The following is a 21,795-nucleotide window of genomic DNA, read 5'->3' as shown; positions in this document are numbered from 1 at the left end:
CCCTTTTCCATTCCTAATAATTCAAGAGCACGATTGGCAATGACTTCATTTGCATTCATGTTCATTGAAGTACCTGCTCCGCCTTGGATTGGATCTACGATAAAATGATCATGCCATTTTCCATCAAGAATTTCTTGAGCAGCTTCTGCGATCGCGCCGCCTTTATTCAATTCCAATCTTCCTACATCTGTATTCGCAAGCGCTGCTGCTTTTTTTACAATTGCGAATGCTTGAATTAAACTTTCATGAATTTTGTACCCTGTAATCGGGAAATTTTCAACAGCGCGTAAAGTTTGAATTCCGTAATATGCCTTAATGGGTAATTCCTTTGCTCCCAAAAAATCCTTCTCCACTCGCATGTTCTTGTTTGTTATTGACATTTTAATTTCTCCCCCATATTAAATGTAAAACCTAAATAAATCATATGAAGTTATTACCAATCCTTATCAGATTTTATTGTTAAATCGTAGGCTAAAGGCTCTTCAATAATTTTTTTAATCTCTTCTAATTTATTAGTTTTTCCAAGCGTCCACATCAATTTTGCTATGATGGCTTCCGTATTCATATCTCCAGATAATATTACTTGATGTTGCGCCACTTTCCGTCCTACTTCATAGAGAAGTATGTCTTCTCCTTCTTCCAGGCATTGAGTAGTAATCACTACAGCAATCCCCATTTCAGTCAACTCTTGAATTTTCGAAAGCAAGTTCCTTCCTTCAAAAGGTAATCCACCGTTACCAAAACTTTCAATAATAATCCCTTTATACAAATATTTTAAACAATCAAATATCTCTGACTTTGTACCTGGATACAATTTCATAAGAAAAACGTCCGTACATAAATTAGTATCTATTGAAAGTTCATTATGTGAGGAAGTTGGCTTCCAATGATATTTCACTTCATCTTCATTTACCTCAGCAACATATGGATAATTCACACTTTCAAATGCATCATAACTTTTTGTTCGCATTTTTACTGCTCTCGTCCCAATAATCACCCTACTATCAAAAACAATAAACACACCGCCAACATCCTCACAGGCAAATCTAAGAGCATCAGCTACATTTTTCTTTGCATCTGTCTTTTTAAAACTAATAGGTACTTGTGAGCCTGTTAAAACAACTGGTTTTCTTAAACCTTGCAGCATATAAGATAACGCAGAAGATGTATAAGCTAACGTATCCGTTCCATGTGTAATCACAAACCCGTCATAGTCATCATAGTGATTAAAAACAGCATTAGCTATTTCTTTCCAATGCTCAGGTTGCATATTGGTACTATCAATATTCATTAAGATTTTGCAATCTATTTCTAAGTTTCGAGATGACCTCGAAAAATAATTCAATAATTCCTCAGCGGACAATCCTGGAACAAGCCCTTCATTCCCCTCCACAGATGCAATTGTCCCACCAGTTGCAAGTAATAAAATTCTCTTCATACACAACCCCTCCATAAAATAAACAACGATATATCGTTCGCGAAATGCGTATTTATACTTATCATTATAGAACTTAATTTGAATTAATCAAGTTTTCGTATTCAATACGCGTACTTTTTTTCTGTTCTTAATTCTTTTTCTATGTTATAATTAATTTAATAAAATTAGATGGGGTATGAGACGAATGCTGGAACGTTTATCTGAATTAAGAAAAAATCAAAGATGGTCCTTACAAGAGACAGCAGATCGACTTGGGATTGCGAAAAGCACCTATGCTGGTTATGAAAATGGTTATAGATTACCTTCATTACAATCTTTATCTAAAATAGCAGATTTATTTGATACGTCTGTAGATTATATATTAGGTCGAGTTGAACATTCACATCAAAACAAAGATGTAATTGATATTACAAGACTCCTAAACGATCCAGATTCAACACTTTTAATAGATGGAGAAGTACTTTCAACAGAAGAGATAATTGATTTTATTGCTTTTGTGAGAAGTAAACGAGAACTAAGTTCCAAGAGAATAGAAAATATTGAATCAACATTTGAAAATTGATTAACTAAAGAACAAAGACACTGCACTCTTTAAACTTAGAAATACTTAGATAATTAATTTGTAAACGGTTTATATAGGATTAGCTTGGGGAATATTATTAATCCGAATTCATTTTATCAACTTCATATTTATAAATTACATTTTATTATTTTACATATGAAAAATATTCTTCCCCAAAAACTTGCATGCCAAGAAAAATCGCGGAACTACACTGATTGATCTAGTACTTCTCTCCATGCAGTTCATGCTGGCAGCACGTGCACATATGTATAATCCAAATCCAATCAGAGAACATGACAAGGAAAATAGCAATGCATTCTTTCGTTTGGAAAAAGAGCGCTATGCATCAGTTCTACTTCTATCTATTGATATACTAGCCGACGAAGGATATGCTTCATATCTTCTCCCTGTTGATAGAATTGCAAAATGGAAATAGTATAAAATTTATATTAAGGATTAAAGGAGACAGAATAGCATGGAAATAATCGTAGCTCTTTTAGTAGGAATCGTAGCATTAGAGCATTTATTTATCATGATTCTCGAAATGTTTTTTATTAATTCAAAAGTAGCACAACGCGCTTTCAAATTGCCGAAGCATTTAGAAGGAGATCAAAACGTAGCCATTATGTTTGCAAATCAAGGTTTATATAATGGGTTCTTAGCAGCTGGCCTCATTTGGGGACTTATACTTGGAAACAATCCCATTGGTTATATGATTCAATTATTTTTCATCATTTGTGTGGTGGTAGCAGCTATTTTCGGAGGTTTCACATCCAATAAATCAATTATCGTGAAACAAGGACTCCCCGCTATTTTAGCGCTGCTTGCCCTTTTATCAGTCATATAGAACCAAAGCTTTTCAATAAAAGAACTCATTTTTAAAAAAATCGCTATTCTTTCTGTAGATTCATAGGAAAGGATGGCGTTTTTGTATGTCTATTTCTGTATCGAAAGAATTTGAAAGTATAACAGATTTCAAACAAGAATTAGCAAAGTATAGAGAGTGCTATAAGCATGAAAGAATCAAAGGAAAATTAAAAGGTATGAACCCAGCATTGTACTAGGCTCATATCCCAGAGGCTATTTAATAAACCGACTCCTCTAACTTTCGGGGGCACAGTCTAGTTGAAGTGCTAAAAGCAACGAATTTACTATTTTAAAGTTAAGTGTTTAACCTTGAAGTACTTAAATTCTTTTTTCCAGATAAAGCATACATTATATCTTGATGTTTTATTGTCCTCTTATAATTATGTGGTATCGGGAATTTATTTCGGTGTTCTTTTATTATAATTAAAGTTTGAAGTTCTATGCTCAATACTTTTGCGAGGACATGATAGTTATATCCATTGTTTAACAGAGAAATTATGTCATAAAACATAGTTTTTCCACCCACTAATTTTACTAATTTATTCTTTAACTCATCCCTTTTTTCTGTAGCTTCATCCATTTCTAACAACATAGATTTTTTATTTGTCTGCTTAATGTATTGAGTATACAACTCTGGGAATTCTTTTTGGACTTCTTTGTTTAATACTGGTTTATATTTAATCATGTAAGTAACTTGTAACAATGAGCGTTTTAACAAACTATCTTCAATGAGATACGCTACTTTATTAAATAAATGTACATATTCCTTAATATTGGAATAACTATTAAAATGAGCTAACACTCTACTTTTTATACTAAAAGCCTTGCCTACATAAATAATATTGTCATTATAATCTTTAATGAAATAAATACCACTGTCAGATTTTTTCAATTCATTATCCAGTTCTTCTAGACTCATAAAATGCAATTCACTCATACTTCTCCCTCTCCTTAGCAGTTTTAAATCGTAAAAAACAAGCAAGGTTTCTAAAAAAGTACTTAGCTGCCCTAGCATCTCTTATTTTATCTCTTGCTAAATGTCAAAAAACTGTTTCTATGTTACTCAACTATCAATATGATTATTAATAAAATTTTCGATCGTTATTATCTCGCAATTTTATCATGTAATTTCGAGATCGTTTCCTTATTTAAATTACTGTGTTTTATCGAATAAAGGAAATATACTACTACCCCAATAGTAATCCAAATACTAAAGTACACCCATGTCCTTAACGGTAAATTTAGCATTAAAAACACACAGCATACAATTGCAACGCATGGTAATACAGGTACAAAAGGTACCATAAATCCACGTTTTAAATTTGGGTGTGATTTACGAAGGATAATAACTGATAGACAAACTAACGCAAACGTCACCAAACTACCGATATTAACTAAATTAACTAATTCTTTCAAATCAATAAACCCAGCTATTATAGAGCTCCCTATTCCTGCCAATCCAGTTATAATAGTGGGTGCTCCAGTTTTCTTATTAACTTTCGCAAATGATTTCGGTAACAATCCATCACGACTCATTGCAAAGAATACTCGTGTTGCCGCATACATATTGGAAAAAATAACAGCCATAAGGCCAATTACAGCACCTGCAGCAATTGCACCAGCGACTTTTCCTTGTCCTACAACTTCCATTACATAAGCCATCGCCTCAGGAACATTTAATTCTTTATAGGAAACCATTCCTGTCATAACAAGGCATACCATAACATAAATAATTGTACATATGATTAATGATGCAATAATACCGATGGGAAGATTACGTTTCGGATCTTTTACTTCTTCTGCTGAAGTTGCTAATATATCAAAACCCGTAAAAGCGAATAAAATAGCTGCTCCACCCGTAAAAACTCCACTTAAACCGTATGGTGCAATTGGTATCCAGTTCATTGGTTTTACATAGAATATACCAACCATAATAAACAACAAAATCATTCCAATTTTAATCAATACCATTGTATTATTGATTCGTTTACTTTCCCTCGTACCACGGGATAACATCCATGCTAATATCAATGTAATGATTACTGCTGGTAGATTCACAATACCACCATGCGAAGGAATCGTTACTAGAGCTTTAGGTATCTCTAATCCAAATCCTTTTATTAAATTGTGGAAATAGCCTGTCCATCCAGCAGCGACAGCCGCTGTTGCCACGATATATATTAACAGCAATGACCAACCTACTAGATGAGCAACAAACTCACCAATTGTTGCATATGAGTACGTATATACACTACCAGACGCCGGGAGTGTAGAAGCAATTTCCGCGTAACATAATGCTATAAATCCACATATAATTGCTGCAAGTACAAATGAAAAGATAACTGCTGGACCAGCATCTCTTGCTGCTACTAATCCAGTTAACACAAGAACCCCCGTTCCAATTATCGAGCCTACCCCTAACATAATTAAATCAAATGCTCCTAATGTTTTCGTTAAGGTCTTGCTTTGATTATGCTCTAACAATTGTGTAACGGATTTCTTTTTTAGTAAATTACTCATATTTTCTGTATCCCCTTTAAAATAAGGTTTGTTCTTCTCGTTAGTGTTGTATATAAATTTACTTAGTTATTAACTAGCCTCATAATATTTCTTTTACATTAAATAGATTTGAAATATTATATAAATTCGCTTCTCACTTACTAGTTAAACTAGACATTTCCATAGATTTTTGCGTACAACGTTTCATAGCTGAAATGATAGCTGTTCTTAAACCTTTTTCTTCTAGCGTTACTACAGCTTCTATCGTCGTTCCACCTGGAGAACAAACCATATCCTTCAATTCACCTGGATGTATTCCTGTTTCCAATACCATTTTTGCAGAACCTAATACAGCCTGAGCCGCAAATTTATAAGCTTGTTTTCTCGGCATACCGCCAAGTACAGCAGCATCTGCCATGGCTTCTATAAACATATACACATATGCTGGAGAAGAACCACTAATAGATGTAACAACATCCATTAGTTTTTCATTTACGACCTCCGTCTGGCCGAAAATATTAAATATGTTCAGTACCTCTTTTATATCTTTTTCTGTAACCATTTCATTAAAACATAACGCAGACATTCCTTCTCCAACAAGTGCCGGTGTATTAGGCATTACTCTAACAACTTTTAACTTTCTACCAAATTCATTCTCAGTGCTCTTAATACTTTTTCCTGCAGCAATAGTTACAACGATTACATCATTTTTTATTTGATCTTTTATTTGGTTAATTACTGATGAGTATAAATCTGGTTTGATTGATAAAATTAAAATGTCAGCACTGTTAGCGACTTCATTGTTGTTAGTAGTTATAGTTATGCCATATTCATTACTAGCATTTTTTAAATTAATGACGTTTAAATCTGAACAAATTATTTGATCTGGAGAAACTATATTTTTTTTAATCATCCCACCTATCATAGCAATACCCATGTTTCCACATCCGATGAATCCTATTTGTTTATTCATAATAATTTGCTCTTGCTCCTTCTACTCTAAGTTTTATTAATTTTGAAATTATTATTCTAAATAAGGGCTATTACAATTACTGGGTTTATCAATAGAATTTAAACATTCTCCTTCCTATATAAAGCTTACATATACCTCTAATAACTTCTTTGCTTTCGCTGAATTTTGAGGTGGGGGTTTTACTGCCCGGCAAATAGCGGGATAAAATCATTTCTTTAATCTATAATAAGAAGGACATAAAAAAACAAAAAGTTACAAAAATTTTTAAATTAAAATTTTTGTAACTTTTTGTTTTTTTGTAAATATAAGGTCAATTAAGACGTCTCACCGTTTTAAACTTGACGCTCCATAATCTTGTATAGTTACATTTATATGATATTTAATCGGTACCTTACTAAATGTTCGATCCCAATCTTTTTTGACTTTCTCCCATGTTCTCGGGTGTTTAATTCTTAATTGGTTGCCAAAACCCGCAATATCGACTTGGTATTCTTTTTGTATTTTTTTTGTAACATGATGTACTAAGTGCTTTACTTCTTTTTCAATAGCTTTTTCTTCCCTTTTTAAAAATTCATTTTCAAAATCTTTTCCTGATTGCATCCAATTTTCAGACAAACGCCCTTCTGATTCAATGTTTACATCAAAGGAAATATTATTTCCGTTAACATGTGGTATGATTTTGCTTTTTATTGACTTTATTTCGTATATAATGAGTTTCTTTGATTCTTTATCAAAAGTTTTTACCACACCACCATTCCTTTTTCCGTTTATCCATACTACTCCTTCCAATTCCTGTTCATTTAAAAAGCCCATCAACTTTTTTGTCTTCCCTTTAATTACAGCAGCTCCTGCAAATTTCGTTTCTCCTTTTATCGAGATTACATTTTGCAAAAGAAAACTGGACCCTGACCGCATCTTTCCTTCCAATTTAGCGAGCGATACAGGAGGTAAAATCCTTGTTGTTCTATTTCTATTATCTGCAATTCCAGACAAACGAAATGCTGGGATTTCTCCTTTTTTGTTTGATTCCAGTACCTCCTTCGCTAGACCCTTGCTAATTAAGAGCATACAGCTAAGCCGAACTTCATTGTCACGGAGATACTGTTCAAGTAATTGTTCTAAACTGTATGTACGTACAAGACTATCGCTAATAACAATATTTTTCAAATGTGGGCTGAACATTGTGCTCTCTCTTTTCAATGAAAACTCACGAACAATTTGATGGATGGAATCACCGGTCTCAGAAACATTTATATAACGTTTTTGCTGTCCGTTCCCTTTACTTTGTGCTTGCGAACTAACAATTTGATAAGTAGCTGTTATAAGATTTCTTTTAGGATAACCTCCTTCCTCATCCTCTTTCTCAATTGTTGAATCCTTCCCTTTATCTAGTGCTATACCTGCAGTTAAACTCAATTCTTCTACTTCTTTACTGCTCCAACACCCTGTTAAAAATAGAAGCAAAAGCGTCCATAACAAAGCCAAATAGAACCGCATATAATTAAATTTATGTTTCACACTACTCCTCCTTTTAATCGCGTAATAATAATAAGAAGCAGTGGCAGTAAACCAAATAAAAATAATGCAACATTACCGAGCATATCCCCCAATTTAAGCAAGTCATTTATATTTTTCGAAGTCATAGCAATGATGTAAATGATTGGAATCAAAGCAAAAATAAACGGATGAATACTCTTTTTAAAGAGTTGCGCTAATCCTAATGCAGCTGCATAGTAACTAATCGTATAGGTAGCAAATATTTGCATAATCCATATTACAAGCAGTAAAGATTCAAAACGTTCAAATATCAAACCAGAAATTTCAAAACTGCGCATAAGGTCAATTGTCGGCCATGTTCTTGTTACAACCCCATCAATTGATAATGCACCAATGACCATTACAACAGTTATTACATAAAAGATTAACGGAATAGAAATTCCAACTAAAATAGCTTTTACTGCTTTCTTTCGTTGTTCCATAAATACCAAAAGAATTAACATAATTTCAGGACCTGTATATGCGAGAGACGTTGTTTTTATCCCATCTAACACTGGTTTAATTCCCAAACCTAATACGGGACGGAGATTATCTATCTCGAATATTCCGATACTCATAAAGGAAATGATTAAAAAAATAAAAACAGTAATAGGAAATATTATTTCAAACATCCGTGCAATTGAATTAATACCACCCATAATCAAATAGAGACCTATCCACATAAAAGGCATAACAATAGCCCATGTGGGGGTTCCTTCTAGTAAAAAAAAGCTTATTACTTCTGCCATTGAACGAATTTGAAATGCTGAAGTTGTAAGAAAATACCCTATAATAAGAAAACTAAGCAATCTGCCTATCCATTTCCCTACAATATCTTGACTGTATTGGTAAAATGTTTTTTCTGGAAACTGCTGACTTAATTTGACCATAATTACTCCTGAAACCATTGCCAGTATCCCACCTAATATCACACTTAACCATACATCTGGTGTTTTCACTTTTTCCACAGATGCTCTGGGCAAAGTAAGAATTCCTGTCCCAAGTATGTAATTTACAATAATAACAACTGCTTGTGAAGTTGTTATTCGGTCTTTAGGTATAGTAATCACTGAAGGCCACTTCCTTTCGTCATCAGCTACCTTTTGCGGATAGTTTTTTTGGTATGCATTATTTTCGGTCGACGTCTCATTATTTTTAATGGCATGCGAACCATAAAATCTTTCCAGTCACTGAATCGATATGGAACAGCAGGGCTGGTATAAGGAACGCCAAAACTTTTCAGTTTCACTAAATGACTGCAAAGTAAAAGAAAGAAGAGAATAACTCCATACAATCCAAATATCGCAGCACAAAACATAGCTACAAAACGAAGAATGCGTAACGTAATTCCCACACTATATTGCGGAATAGTAAAAGAAGAAATAGCTGTTACCGCAACAACGATAACCATTATTGGACTAACAATTCCTGCTTCTACGGCAGCCTGACCAATTATTAAACCACCCACAATTCCCATTGCCGGTCCAATGGGTTTAGGCAGACGTAAACCTGCTTCTCGTAAAACTTCGATAGCTACTTCCATAATTAACGCTTCTATTAAAGCGGGAAAAGGAACTCCTTCTCGCGATCCGATAATAGAAATAGCGAGCTTAGTGGGAATTAATCCTGGATGAAATGAAATAAAAGAAATATACAGTGCTGGAGCAAATAATGAAACAAAAGCTGTCATGAAGCGTAATAAGCGGAGAAGCGTACCAGGAAGCCACCTTTCATAATAATCTTCTGGTGATTGCAGCAGCATACTAAATGTAACTGGAGCAATTAAAACAAATGGTGTTCCATCTAACAAAATAGCTACTCGACCTTCCATCAAAGCACTAATAACACGATCAGGTCGTTCTGTATTTTGAATCTGCGGAAAAGGACTTAGATAATTATCTTCAATGAGTTGCTCTATATAACCAGATTCGAGTACACTGTCTATGTCAATTTTCTGAATTCTGTTTTTTATTTCATCCACCAATTCTGTACTAGCAAGATCTTTAATAAATGCGATAACTAACTCTTTCTTTGCACGTTCTCCTACTGGTAGCTTTACTAATGATAAGCTCTCATCCGCACAATGTCGTCGCAAAAGTGAGGTATTATCACTTAATACTTCAGTAAAACCGACCCGTGGCCCTCTAACTAATGCCTCCGATACTGGTTCTTCAATGTTTCGTTTATTTGCTTTTGTTGTACCAAGAATAAACACATCTGCTAAACCATCAATTAAAAGAGCTGTTGAACCTATCAATACTTTGGGTATTAAATCTTTTATGTAATGGACTTCTGCTACTTCACTAATTGTAAGAACTTTATTTTTAATATATTCTTTTGAAACAGTCCCCTCCACATAAGAAGATTCATTTTTATATTCATCAGAAAAATCATCCATTAGTAATTTCATAATATGTTTGTCAATTATCTCTTTATCTGATAGACCATCAACAAAAACGATTCCGGCTTGAATATCTGTGCGTCCAATATTAAACGTCCGAAATCGAACATCAGAATTATGTCCGATTTGTTGCTTTATAAGTTCTAAGTTAGAGGCAAAATCATTTGTGAAATGAACGTTTGCATTTTGAGATGGTTTATACTCTTGTTTCGTTTTACTTTGAATATTATTTTTTTCACTTGTTTGTCTCTTGACTTCCACCAACTCATTCTTCCCACTCTTTCTCTGACATACGAACCCAATGAAAAAATCTTGAGATAGTATACGGAATTAAAAACAAGATAAAAGCTTGTACAAAGACTTTCCAATCTGGAAGATAAGAAGTAATTATGTTCCACATTTTTATCACCCAATTTATATACTCTGCTAGGATTGAGATTTCTAAAAAACGATATGTACTTAATAAAAAATAACGATAAGATTAAAGAGCAGAAAAGCGAGACATTATGCTTATTTAGTACCAATAACCTAATTAGTATAAAAACATTTCTGACCTAAAATACCATTTCCAATTATAATTTGTTAAATATTATCTCCTTTTCCCTTATTTATATGCCCGCATTTGAATTTCAAATAATATAAGGATCAATGATATTTCCTCTTAAAGAAAAAAAGATGCTAGAAGATAGCATCTTTTTTTAAATTCAACTTACTATGTATTTATATTTTATTGTGAAAATACTCGTTTTTTTAATGAATATTAATGTTAAAAAAAATAAAAACTACATATTCTTTTGTTCTAAGTTCATACACTTCTATCGAATCGATACGGAATTTTCTGATTTTAAAACTAATATGAAATAAAGGAGAATAAAAAGAAAAATTATTATCAATCTATCAATTGAAAATAATACTTAGCAAGAGTTTATCATCTTAACTCCAAGTGTATTCGTTTTGCTTCAAAATAAAGAACTTGAATAAATTTTTTCGTATCAATACGAGCAGGTAATGTTGGTTCATTATTCAATTCTGTCATCTTTCTCCTTACGGTAGTAAAATCAAAAAATCTAGAAGCATAATTTTCGAACTTCGGGTTTAAAAAATCAGTAAGTCCAAGGGATGCTAAATGGTTTAATGATTGGTAAATAGCTCTCCGAATCCTTTGTTTGGAAGCTTCTATGAACCTTTTTAATTCGGCATCTTCAGCTGAATCCCCAAGTTTTTTTTGAGCCAAATTCATAAAAATCTCTTTTAGTGAGGGAAAGCCTTGTTCCAACGTGTTATCTTGTTCATATTTATATAAATAATCCAGCATATCCATTAAATCTTTACTTCCACTTTCACTGGCTATTCCTAATTCAGACAAAAGAAAATGAATGGAATTTTGAAAATGATTGAAAGTATTTAAATGTTTTTCATTACGGTATTTTTCTTGCACACTTGAATTACTATCCAATTTTAGGACCATATTAAGCGATTCTTGAATGTTTTTTATCGATTTTTCCAAACGAATTCGTTCAATGACTTTCCGAACAACTGTTAATACTTCAATCCGGTTAATCGGCTTAATAATATAGTATTCAACACCAAGCGAATAAGCTTCAGCAATTAATTCTTTTGATTCTACTTGAGAGACCATGATGATTTTCCCTTTAAACGAAGGTTTTATTTGACGAATTGTTTTTATTCCATCTTGAATCGGCATTAACAAATCGATAAATAAAATGTCTATATTTTTAAGGATTACCATTTGTTGCTCTAAAGATAAACCATCCTCAGCTTCTCCTATAACCTCTCCAAGATCTTCATCCTCGATAATTTGAGCCAACATTGAGCGAACCGCTTTTTCATCATCTACTATATAAAAATACATAGAATCACCCTTTCGAAATTATATGATCAATCCCTAATCTAATTATAAAAATTGATCCTTTTCCTTCGGTTCTGTCCTCAAGCGTAACATCACCTTCAAGTTGTTCGACCATTTCTTTAACATACGATAATCCGATACCTGTCGATGGGTTGCCTAAATCATCATATTTAGAAGTAAACCCAGGCTCAAAAATTGAATCTTTATATTTTGAAGAAATACCGGGACCATTATCGCCTATTTGAAATTCAACAAAATGGTGGTCTTTATTAATGTCAATTGTGATGGTTCCCATACCTTGGATAGCTTCTACAGCGTTTGTAACGATATTATTTATAATAGATAAGATTGTGTAAATATGATAATGAGGATGCACACCCTCAATTTTATACACAAATTGGATGTCTTTCTCTAGCAACCGTGCATATTTCGTATTTGCCCGCATAATGATATTTACTAGTTCATGTACAGACATATAATCTGTAAAACTTTCATCAGAAATTAGTTTTGAAAGTCCCGCAAAAATACGTTGGTTATCCTTTTTAACGTCATGGACCTCACCAGCAATTTGTAATGCCTGTTGCCTTAAATCCCCAAACTGAAAATCCATCTGTTTGTGCTCAAAAGAGTCTAAGGTTTTATATAAATCATAGGATTTTTTTGTTATATTCTCAGCATCTTGTAAGGTTTTTTTTAAATGAACAGCATCTTCATATAAATTAGAGATGAGCATGAGCATGTGTTCATTTTGTTTCTTTATGTGTCTCTCCCTTGATTGCGCTTCATACAATTTCATCATATTGAAAAAGCTTAGAACTATAAAACTATGGGAACATGCGATAACAATGATCTCATTTATTGCCTCGGATGTGATTGATGTTTTTAATACGAAATATTGAACCATTAATTCCACACAGTCTGACAGTATTTCAATCATGCAACCAATAAAACCAATCATTAGTGGTTGATGATAAAAACGTTTGATTTTTGCTAAATGAAAAAGATACGAATAAGTAAAATAAAAGAAAAAACTAGGATAGTGAGTATGAAAAGCGGCTAGCCAATCCATATTTTCCTTTATAATGACATCCATTGAGATACGAAATACTACCACGACTATTGCTGTTAAAAAACCCGGTAAAAATACTGGAACTCGTCGAAATAATAACAAAAAAAAGAAAAATGTTGGTGCACCAAAGCTCATTCTAAATGTTTCATTTAAGGGAAATGACTTTATTTCACCTACTAAGGGTACTGTAAGTATCATTAAAACGAGAATATAGATGTCTTTCTTTACTAAATTACTAAGATTCAAAATAATCACTTCTCACTTTCGCCTAACAGTCAGTATACAAACCTATTTGTATTAATACAATACTTACTCTATTTTTTTCAAGAACTGATAAATAAGATATAAACGAAAGCATTATAGATTGTGAGTATTCATTACACTCTTCTACTTTAGAAAGATACTTTATAACTCAAAAATGTTCAGACACAATATAAGGTCTGAACACTTTTGGACTCGCTCTAACACCAAAATATCTGTGCTCCTTTTTAAAATATACTTAAATCCCATTCTTTTGCAATATGTTCTAACAACATAATTCCTGGTAAACTATTCCCATATTCATCAATGGCTGGTCCGTAAATACCAATACCACATCCATCTTGGAACGATAAATCCTTCCTAGATTTTGAGGGAACAAGTGTCATAATTCCACCGGATACCCCACTCTTAGCTGGTAATCCAATGAAAGCAGCAAATTTTCCAGAAGCATTGTACATTCCACAAGTAAGCATTAAAGCTTTTGTTAACCTAGCTACTTCTTTAGGGAGTACTTGTTCTTTGCGAATAGGATGATATCCATCATGTGCTAGTATAAGCCCTATTAAGGCAATATCTTCTGTATTTATTTCAATCGAACATTGTTTTAGGTAAACCTCTAGTGTCTCCTCCACATCTGATTCTAGAAAACCATTCTCCTTTAAATAGTATGCTAATGCTCTATTACGATGAGCTGTTTCCCATTCTGATTGAAATACTATTTCATTAATAGCGGGACGCTTCTCTATCATTTTTTCAATTAATACGTATAGAGATTCTAATTTTTCTTGCACCGATGTCCCTGGCAAAAGTGAAGCTATCGTAATTGCTCCAGCATTAATCATAGGATTAAAAGGTTTTCCTGGTTTATGTATCTCTAAACGAATAATTGAATTAAAGGCATCTCCAGTTGGCTCTACGTCAACTCGTTCTAATACATAAGAAATACCGCGACTTAAACAAGCAGCTATAAAACCGATTACTTTTGATATACTTTGTAATGTGAAAGGTATCTCCCAATCTCCTGATTTTATCATTGTTCCATCTGGCTTTACTATACAAATACCTAACTGCGATACATTTATTTCCCCCAAAGCGGGAATATAACTGGCGCTTCGTCCCTTAGCTGCATACGTTCGATAATGAGCTACCCATTGATCTAAGCAAACTTTTTCTTGACCCTCAACTTGAACGCTAGAATCCTTTATCATTTAATAATATTCCCCCGTACTATTAACTTTATATAGAATGATTTTTTCTTTACTATAATCAATAATATTTGCACTAGAACCAAGAAAAATATTCAGACATATTGCAGTCTGAATATCCTTCTTATTACACACTTTTCTTTTTTGAAGTTTTCTCATAACTATCCCAACATTCAATATTTTCAAGCCCTTTAATGTTTTCTTTATAAAAAATAGGATCTTTACCAGCTTTTTTCTGGTTTATATAATCTTGTAACGCCGCAAATGCTACTTTTGAAAGTAAGGTAATAGCAATTAAATTAATAATAACCATAAAGCCCATAAATAAGTCCGCTAAATCCCATACAATTTGAATCTTTGCAACAGAACCAAATACAATCATAGCCAACACACTTATTCTGTATATCATTAACCACACTTTACTTGTATGTAAGAAGCGAATATTTGTTTCACCATAATAATAGTTGCCAATTAACGCACCAAATCCAAATAAAAAAACAAAGATAGCAAGACAACCCGATGCCCAAGGACCTATGTGTTCACTTAATGCTGCTTGTGTAAGTGCAATACCATTTAACCCCGGTTGTTTATATGCGTCAGACAGCAAAATAATAAAGGCAGTGCTAGTACAAATGATCAGTGTATCCGTTAATACACCAAATGCTTGAATCAGTCCTTGTTTCACCGGATGACTTGTTGTTGCTGTTGCGGCAACGTTTGGTGCACTTCCCATACCAGCTTCATTTGAAAATAAACCACGTTTAACTCCATTCATAAGTGCTGCACCAATTGAACCGCCTGCTATTTGTTTAAAACCAAATGCGTTTTGAACAATAAGAGAAAGCACTTCCGGCATTTTTGATATGTTGGTAACTACAACAAATAATGCAACTCCAATGTATAATACCGCTAAAAATACCACCTTGTATTCAGCCATTTTTGCAATACGTTGTACACCACCAAAGATAATCGCAGCGAAAGCAATGGCCATGATTATCCCAACTGTTAGACGATCTGTACCAAATGAGTTTTGAAAAGCAATTGTAACTGTATTTGATTGTACTGAATTGAATACAAGACCAAAAGTAATTGTGATTAAAATAGAGAATAATACTCCCATCCAACGTTTATTCAACCCTTTTTCCATATAATAGGATGGACCACCGCGGAAACCAGTTTTATCTTTTACTTTATATATCTGTGCTAATGTGCTTTCGACAAAACTGGAGGCCGAGCTAATAATAGAAATAATCCACATCCAAAATACAGCTCCAGGACCACCTAATGCAATTGCAATCGCAATTCCTGTGATATTCCCTGTTCCAACGCGGGCTGCCATACCAATACAAAACGCTTGAAAAGGAGAGATTTGATCTTTAGAACCACTTTTCCCCTCCATTAATACACGGACCATCTCTTTTAACATTCGAAACTGTACAAAATTCAATTTAAATGTAAAATAAATTCCGCAAATAACAAGCATAATAATTAACAATTTAGACCATAAAAAATCATTTGTTGATCCGACTAACTCTACAAAAAACCTTTCCATATCATCACTCCATGTCAAAATTTATATATCATAATTTATATAAAATCACCTATATTTCCTGGTATAAATACCTCTTTCATATTCAAATACAACAAGGATAAAAATTTTCTATATGAATCGGATTGGCCTGTTTAAGCAAACATCACAACATGTAACCGTAAAACTGAAATTTTGAAGAACTTAACGCTTATACAAACGGATGCTCTACCCCTTTCTGCAAAACTAATATTCTTATCCACTAATGTTGTTGTACTATTATGTTTGTTTCGTTTACTGGTGATTTACATTTAAATCATAATAATCAATAGTGATTAACTGGTTTTTTGTTAATTTTATCAAGAACATGGAAATATCTCCTTTCTCACTACTAATCTCAAAAATAGGCTAGGTAAAAACTTCACGAAAAATCTATAAAGCGCTTTCAATCTTCAACTAAGAGAACCTTGTCTTTAATTTATAATTAAAAGTACAGAATGTTACGAAAAAGTACAGATTTTTATAAAAACAAAAAATATTTTAAGGTTTTTTCATCTAAAAAAACACTGAAATTTTGTGAATTTTATACAGTATCCAAACGTCGCGGATTCTCTTCTACCTAATCTTTGACAAGCCTCTATTTTCTTCATATAATCATGCATACTTTTTCTCTTTTAGAGCTTCATATAAAGTATTTGAAATCAAGAATCAATAGAATGTTGTAAGAATATTAAAAAAATAATACTTTTAATTTATTTATGGTATCATACAAAAAACATTTGTTTTCTCAATTAATCTCCCTAGTTGGATTCATCTATATTGCACATATTTACAACATTAAAGACACTAAGCAAAAAAGGATTTTGTTGAAGGGATGAAACATTACAAAACTCTTATTTAGGACCTTATGCCATCCTCTTTTCTAGCAATATCGAGTTATCCAAAAAATGTATATTTACTAACATAGATTATAGGTGGTGTATTGTGAAAGAAATAGTATTCGTTCAAAATAAAAAAAGACTTCTTATGAAATTCGAATTTTTAAAAAAGGATTTAGTACTTACCATTTCACTGATACTAGCAATTGTAAGCTGCTTAATACATTCGCCAAAGATCGAATATATTAACTTTGAAGTGTTAATTAGCTTATTTAATCTAATGGTGGCCATTAAGGCCTTTGAACAGCTAAAAATATTAGACAAACTTGCCGTTGCGATTTTAAATAAATGCAATAACAGCAGGTCAATATCTATTATTCTAATTTTGTTATGCTTTATTTGCTCCATGTTTGTAACAAATGATGTCGCTCTCCTCACTTTTGTACCAATAACACTTGTCATTAGTAAAAAAACACAAATGAACATGATGGATACAATCATCCTGCAGACAATTGCGGCAAACATCGGTAGTAGCTTGATGCCTATGGGAAACCCCCAAAATTTATACCTATATTCTTACTATGGAATTAAGCTCATCCCATTTTTAGGTTCAATCCTGCTTTTAGCTGTACTTGGGATTAGTTTGTTATTTATATTTACTCAAAAACTTCAAAAAACAGATTTGAAAATAGAACTATCTGTTATTACCGTGAAGAATCGAAAAAAAGCTACCGTCTGGATTTTGATACTTATCACTATCATTGCATCTATTTTTGGTGTCATTAATTATTACATTGCGCTAATAGTCACATTGATGGCAGCATTTACTTTAGATAGAAAATTACTATTTAAGATCGATTATTTTCTTCTAATAACCTTTGTCTGTTTTTTTATTTTTATCGGAAACATTTCCCATTCCGATGCGCTGGATACATTTGCTCGTGCTAATTTAAGAGGAGATACTTCAGTCTTCTTTAGTTCCATATTTTTGAGTCAACTGATTAGCAATTTTCCTACTTCAATTCTTCTATCAAACTTTACTTCTGATTGGAAACCTTTATTACTCGGGGTAAATATTGGAGGGCTTGGAACAATTATCGCATCTTTAGCCAGTGTAATCTCCTATAAATTATTCATTCAGGCAAATAGTAAAGAGACCAAGGCGTATTTAATCAAATTCAGCATTTACAATTTTTCATTTTTAATCATACTTACATGTATACAATACTTTATCTTTAAATTTCTATAATTTTAAAAAAGCGATTACTACTAGAATAATAAAACCAAAAATTTCTCAACATTAAATTGAGAAATTTTTGGTTTTAAAGTACATAGTACTTACAATTAGCATTATATGCAAGATCCACCACTTGCATCAATTAACTCACCAGTTATCCAACGACTATCTGATGATGAAAGAAAACCTCACCTTCAGGTAAAGTCAACTTAAACTAAAATCACTTCATATATTTTACTTAAAATTCCATCAATACCTACCTTTGAACAGTTAGTTTAAAATGCCCTGCCTCTATTCAAAGATATTTCAGCAGTGCCTGTATTCTTCCTCTTTAATATTTTTGTTTCTTAGCCATGAGTATACTTAGAAAACCTCTAAAAACTAGTTAATAATCTTTTAGAATCTAACTTTCCTATAATACTCTTTGCTATTTCTTCAATATTTTCATTTTAAAAAAAATGACTACCTTCAAAAGAATGAAAAGTACACGTTTTACTTGTATATTGCTTCCATTTTATTACTTGATTGTATGTAGTAAATTCATCATTTTTCCCATTAAATATAAGAAAATCAATATCACATGGTTGTATATTATTATCATGAATATATGTCTCGACAATCTTAAAATCTGCTCTTAAAATAGGGAGAAAAATCTCCATTAATTCTTCTGATTGAAGTACCCCAGATGGTGTACCTCCCATTGCAATAACTTCTCTTCACTAATGTACTCATAACAAGAATTGAATAATATAGCATTAATACTTCTGTACCTACTATCTATTTTATTTATTGGACATTTATAATTCAAAAAATTACACATTATTCACAATTAGGATACATACCCAAAATATGATTTGAACATGTTATTATATTTTAAGATAATATAAAATCAGTTTTTCTATAAGAGAACTTAATCTTTATGTAGTACGAAATTGTTAGTAATACAGTATATATTTTAATTTAGTTATAAAAACGTTTAAAGACCACCTATTTCGATAAGTGATCTTTCTTTGTGATTCTGCATTTGTGCACTACTGTAGAAATATATCGTAGATACGCTTTGTTTGCTAAATTTTTAGTTCTTTCCATTTACTAAAAAACATAGCTTCATACAATTAATATTATATTCGTTACATTGCAAACTATTATTTTGTCTTCTGTACAGGCAAACTACTAAAAATCAATTCAGCAACTTTTACATATCCTTTTGAGTTTGGATGAATGAAATCCGTAGACCAAAGCGTATTGTCATTAACTAAATGATGATTCCAAAAGTCAACATGATGAAGCTTATACTCGCTACTCAGTGAAAGTATAACTTCATTTGCCTCTAATAATTGTTCTTTTATTACTTGTTTTTTTTCAGAAGGAAATGGAAGCCTAACAGTAAAATCTGGAAGGTTTGCTATCATAATATCAGCACCTGTTTTACTTAATGTATCTATCATAAATTCCATATCGTTCTTATATGCATCATGATTCCAACGTCCTTTTAGAACATCATTTGCACCTGCAATGAGACTAACCAACTCTGGATTAAAAGTTAATGCCTTTTCCAATTGCTGTGAGCGAATTTCTTTAGTTACTAACCCACGCTTTGCAAAATTAGCATATTCTATATCGTTTACACATAGTTGAACAAAATGATCTACCCAGCTTTTTAATGCAATTCCCTCAACTTCATCCCCTATCCCCTCTGTAAAACTATCACCAATTGCTACAAATCGCTTCCACATATGTATTCCCCCTTTATTATTAACCATATCTATACTATACAATAGCTCACACCGTAATTGTTATTTCTAAGTGGTTTTCAATTTCAATTATATTCCACTTTACTATATTTACATTTAGAATCCAAATATGACCGATTCCTAAGTATACTTAGGAATCGGTCATATTCATATATTTACTAAAGAAATAAAATCTCTCCAGGAATTATATTTTTTTCAAAAAATTTGTTGTTCTTTGTTTTGCCCAGTTGATACATTTCTTTTCGATTAAATAATACGAAACTATAGAAAAAAGTAGTGTCATTGCAATGCACAAAGTAAGAAGGAAAAAGATAGGTATCTTTGTATACAAAAGTTTAAATAGTACCATCATGATTGGAAAATGACACAAATAGATACTGTATGAAATTTCTCCTAAATATACAAATACACTCTTATTTAAAAATGCTTTTACTTTTAGGTTACTCATAGCCATTATAATAAATATACTAACCCCCATTACGACACCCCAATCTTTTAATAAGAAAGTAGTATCATTACGGGAAAGACCATAAATTAAAATGGAATATAAATATAGAATAATCCCTAATGCAATAAGAAATCCTTTTTTAAATTTTTTCATATTCCTATATGAGTAGATAAGTTTTTCCTGATACTTAAAAAGTAACATTCCAACCATAAACATAGATGTAAAATGCAGTGTGTCAGCATAACCATTATAAAATCCTTCAGCTTTCCCAATATGCAACATATTAAGAAAAACACTAATTAAAGAAAAGCTCAAAGCAAATAGTATCGATTTCTTCCAATTCAGTTTATAGAACAGAAGGAATAACAAAGGAAATACAATAGATATACGCATTTCTTGAGCCAATGACCAAATAACTGGATTATAATTTTCCGTAAAAAAGTTATTAAGAAGCACAAAGTGGTTTAGAATATCTAATTTTGTTATAGACCCTTGCCATCTATCATAGAACCAATCCCGTAGCCCTACCACTTCATACGGCGAAAATAAAATAAATAAAGCAAAGGTAACGATTATCCAAAAATAATAAGGGATATAGATTCTTACAAATCTCTTAATTAAATATCCCCAATAATTTGTTTTTGAATGATAAAGTGCCATAGATAACACAAAACCACTTAGTACATAAAAAACGATAACAGCTTCCCCACCCGCCCATAAAAACCTAAGCGGGGAAAATTTAATAGAATTAGGCAACGATGGTAGCATTAAACAAAAATGTCCAAATACCACAGTAAGTGCCGCTAACCCTCGTATCGAATCTAATTCTTTTATTCTCTTACTCATAAAATGTTCTCCTTGTAAATTATAAATTTTGCTGTTCATAAAGGCCACTATACGAATGTAGTGGGAGAATTGTACATATTGTTTCTTTAAATTCCTAATATAAGCAGTATAAAGTTAATTTGACCTCCATTTCTTTATATACATAATTTAAAACAAAATATTTAATACAAAGAAAAGATTTTATTAAATTTTTATAAAACTTAATAACAGAAATAAGTTACCAAATATTTTTTATTGTCACATGATGGAATAATAAATGTTTTTTCATCATGTAACTTTATTAAACGAATCCTGCACCAAAATCCTTTGAATCGAAATATTCATAATAAACGCCATCCTTTCTGTATGGAGTGAACCCTGAGAATGAGACGATAAAAAACACCTCTCTAAATCGTAAGTATCAGTTATGATTTTAATGGAGGT

The 21,795-nt window shown here is 32.1% G+C and carries 17 protein-coding genes and 4 pseudogenes; 5 read left to right on the top strand and 16 right to left on the bottom strand.

Annotated elements, in window-relative coordinates:
• Positions 1-380, bottom strand: a 380-nt coding sequence (locus tag JDS92_RS25400) for a lyase family protein (RefSeq protein WP_242476031.1), incomplete at its 3' end; no start/stop codon positions are given.
• A 53-nt stretch (positions 381-433) separates the two neighbouring features.
• Positions 434-1,438, bottom strand: coding sequence for an asparaginase (gene ansA / locus JDS92_RS25395; protein WP_087968744.1), 1,005 nt, complete (start codon positions 1,436-1,438; stop codon positions 434-436).
• Between the two features lie 184 nt (positions 1,439-1,622).
• Here ansA and ansR point away from each other — a divergent pair, with 184 nt between their 5' ends.
• From ansR to JDS92_RS31295, 4 genes and pseudogenes are all read left to right on the top strand, one after another.
• Positions 1,623-2,000, top strand: coding sequence for an HTH-type transcriptional regulator AnsR (gene ansR, locus JDS92_RS25390; protein ID WP_087968743.1), 378 nt, complete (start codon positions 1,623-1,625; stop codon positions 1,998-2,000).
• A gap of 187 nt (positions 2,001-2,187) precedes the next feature.
• A pseudogene (locus tag JDS92_RS25385) lies at positions 2,188-2,436 on the top strand (nitroreductase family protein); the annotation flags it as partial.
• 39 nt (positions 2,437-2,475) lie between these two features.
• Positions 2,476-2,847: a DUF1304 domain-containing protein gene (locus JDS92_RS25380; RefSeq protein WP_087968741.1), complete on the top strand. Its 372-nt coding sequence runs from the start codon at positions 2,476-2,478 to the stop codon at positions 2,845-2,847.
• An 85-nt stretch (positions 2,848-2,932) separates the two neighbouring features.
• Positions 2,933-3,064 (top strand): IS3 family transposase, encoded by a 132-nt coding sequence (locus JDS92_RS31295; protein WP_256972366.1) that lies wholly within the window; start codon positions 2,933-2,935, stop codon positions 3,062-3,064.
• Positions 3,065-3,162: 98 nt separating this feature from the next.
• Here JDS92_RS31295 and JDS92_RS25375 read toward each other — a convergent pair whose 3' ends face one another.
• The 10 genes and pseudogenes from JDS92_RS25375 to JDS92_RS25330 form a co-directional block, all read right to left on the bottom strand.
• A complete protein-coding gene (locus tag JDS92_RS25375; protein WP_087968740.1) occupies positions 3,163-3,804 on the bottom strand; it encodes a nucleotide excision repair endonuclease in 642 nt (213 codons plus the stop codon).
• A gap of 167 nt (positions 3,805-3,971) precedes the next feature.
• The gene (locus JDS92_RS25370) at positions 3,972-5,387 is read right to left on the bottom strand and encodes an amino acid permease (protein ID WP_087968739.1); all 1,416 of its coding nucleotides are present in this window, start codon (positions 5,385-5,387) and stop codon (positions 3,972-3,974) included.
• 133 nt (positions 5,388-5,520) lie between these two features.
• Positions 5,521-6,339, bottom strand: a complete 819-nt coding sequence (gene proC / locus JDS92_RS25365; protein ID WP_001041296.1) for a pyrroline-5-carboxylate reductase — start codon at positions 6,337-6,339, stop codon at positions 5,521-5,523.
• 324 nt (positions 6,340-6,663) lie between these two features.
• Positions 6,664-7,857, bottom strand: coding sequence for a Ger(x)C family spore germination protein (locus tag JDS92_RS25360; protein ID WP_102956888.1), 1,194 nt, complete (start codon positions 7,855-7,857; stop codon positions 6,664-6,666).
• Positions 7,854-8,945: a spore germination protein gene (locus JDS92_RS25355; protein ID WP_199632702.1), complete on the bottom strand. Its 1,092-nt coding sequence runs from the start codon at positions 8,943-8,945 to the stop codon at positions 7,854-7,856. The genes JDS92_RS25360 and JDS92_RS25355 overlap by 4 nt, the downstream gene beginning before the upstream one ends.
• 26 nt (positions 8,946-8,971) lie before the next feature.
• Positions 8,972-10,545, bottom strand: a pseudogene (locus JDS92_RS25350) (spore germination protein).
• A 659-nt stretch (positions 10,546-11,204) separates the two neighbouring features.
• Positions 11,205-12,149, bottom strand: coding sequence for a response regulator (locus JDS92_RS25345; protein WP_000274083.1), 945 nt, complete (start codon positions 12,147-12,149; stop codon positions 11,205-11,207).
• A 4-nt stretch (positions 12,150-12,153) separates the two neighbouring features.
• Entirely contained in the window at positions 12,154-13,470 is a 1,317-nt protein-coding gene (locus tag JDS92_RS25340) for a sensor histidine kinase (protein WP_199632701.1), read from the bottom strand.
• A 233-nt stretch (positions 13,471-13,703) separates the two neighbouring features.
• Positions 13,704-14,684, bottom strand: a complete 981-nt coding sequence (gene glsA / locus JDS92_RS25335; protein WP_000588656.1) for a glutaminase GlsA — start codon at positions 14,682-14,684, stop codon at positions 13,704-13,706.
• Between the two features lie 124 nt (positions 14,685-14,808).
• On the bottom strand, positions 14,809-16,233 hold the full coding sequence (locus JDS92_RS25330; RefSeq protein WP_000439283.1) for an alanine/glycine:cation symporter family protein: 1,425 nt from the start codon (positions 16,231-16,233) through the stop codon (positions 14,809-14,811).
• Positions 16,234-17,193: 960 nt separating this feature from the next.
• Here JDS92_RS25330 and JDS92_RS25325 point away from each other — a divergent pair.
• The gene (locus tag JDS92_RS25325; protein WP_097959722.1) at positions 17,194-18,336 is read left to right on the top strand and encodes an anion transporter; all 1,143 of its coding nucleotides are present in this window, start codon (positions 17,194-17,196) and stop codon (positions 18,334-18,336) included.
• 101 nt (positions 18,337-18,437) lie between these two features.
• Here the strand turns inward: JDS92_RS25325 and JDS92_RS31450 are convergent.
• The 4 genes and pseudogenes from JDS92_RS31450 to JDS92_RS25310 all read right to left on the bottom strand — a co-directional run.
• A pseudogene (locus JDS92_RS31450) lies at positions 18,438-18,512 on the bottom strand (short-chain dehydrogenase); the annotation flags it as partial.
• Positions 18,513-18,698: 186 nt separating this feature from the next.
• Positions 18,699-19,040 (bottom strand): annotated as a pseudogene (locus JDS92_RS25320) (thioesterase II family protein); the annotation flags it as partial.
• A gap of 429 nt (positions 19,041-19,469) precedes the next feature.
• The gene (locus JDS92_RS25315; RefSeq protein WP_199632704.1) at positions 19,470-20,087 is read right to left on the bottom strand and encodes an SGNH/GDSL hydrolase family protein; all 618 of its coding nucleotides are present in this window, start codon (positions 20,085-20,087) and stop codon (positions 19,470-19,472) included.
• 175 nt (positions 20,088-20,262) lie between these two features.
• Positions 20,263-21,411, bottom strand: a complete 1,149-nt coding sequence (locus JDS92_RS25310) for an acyltransferase family protein (RefSeq protein WP_098711702.1) — start codon at positions 21,409-21,411, stop codon at positions 20,263-20,265.
• Positions 21,412-21,795 lie beyond the last annotated feature (384 nt).

It is taken from the genome of Bacillus cereus group sp. N12, from assembly GCF_016483575.1.
GTDB classification, from domain to species: Bacteria; Bacillota; Bacilli; order Bacillales; family Bacillaceae_G; genus Bacillus_A; species Bacillus_A toyonensis.
Note: the sequence above shows the minus strand (reverse complement) of the source record. Positions and strands in the feature narration are given on the sequence as shown.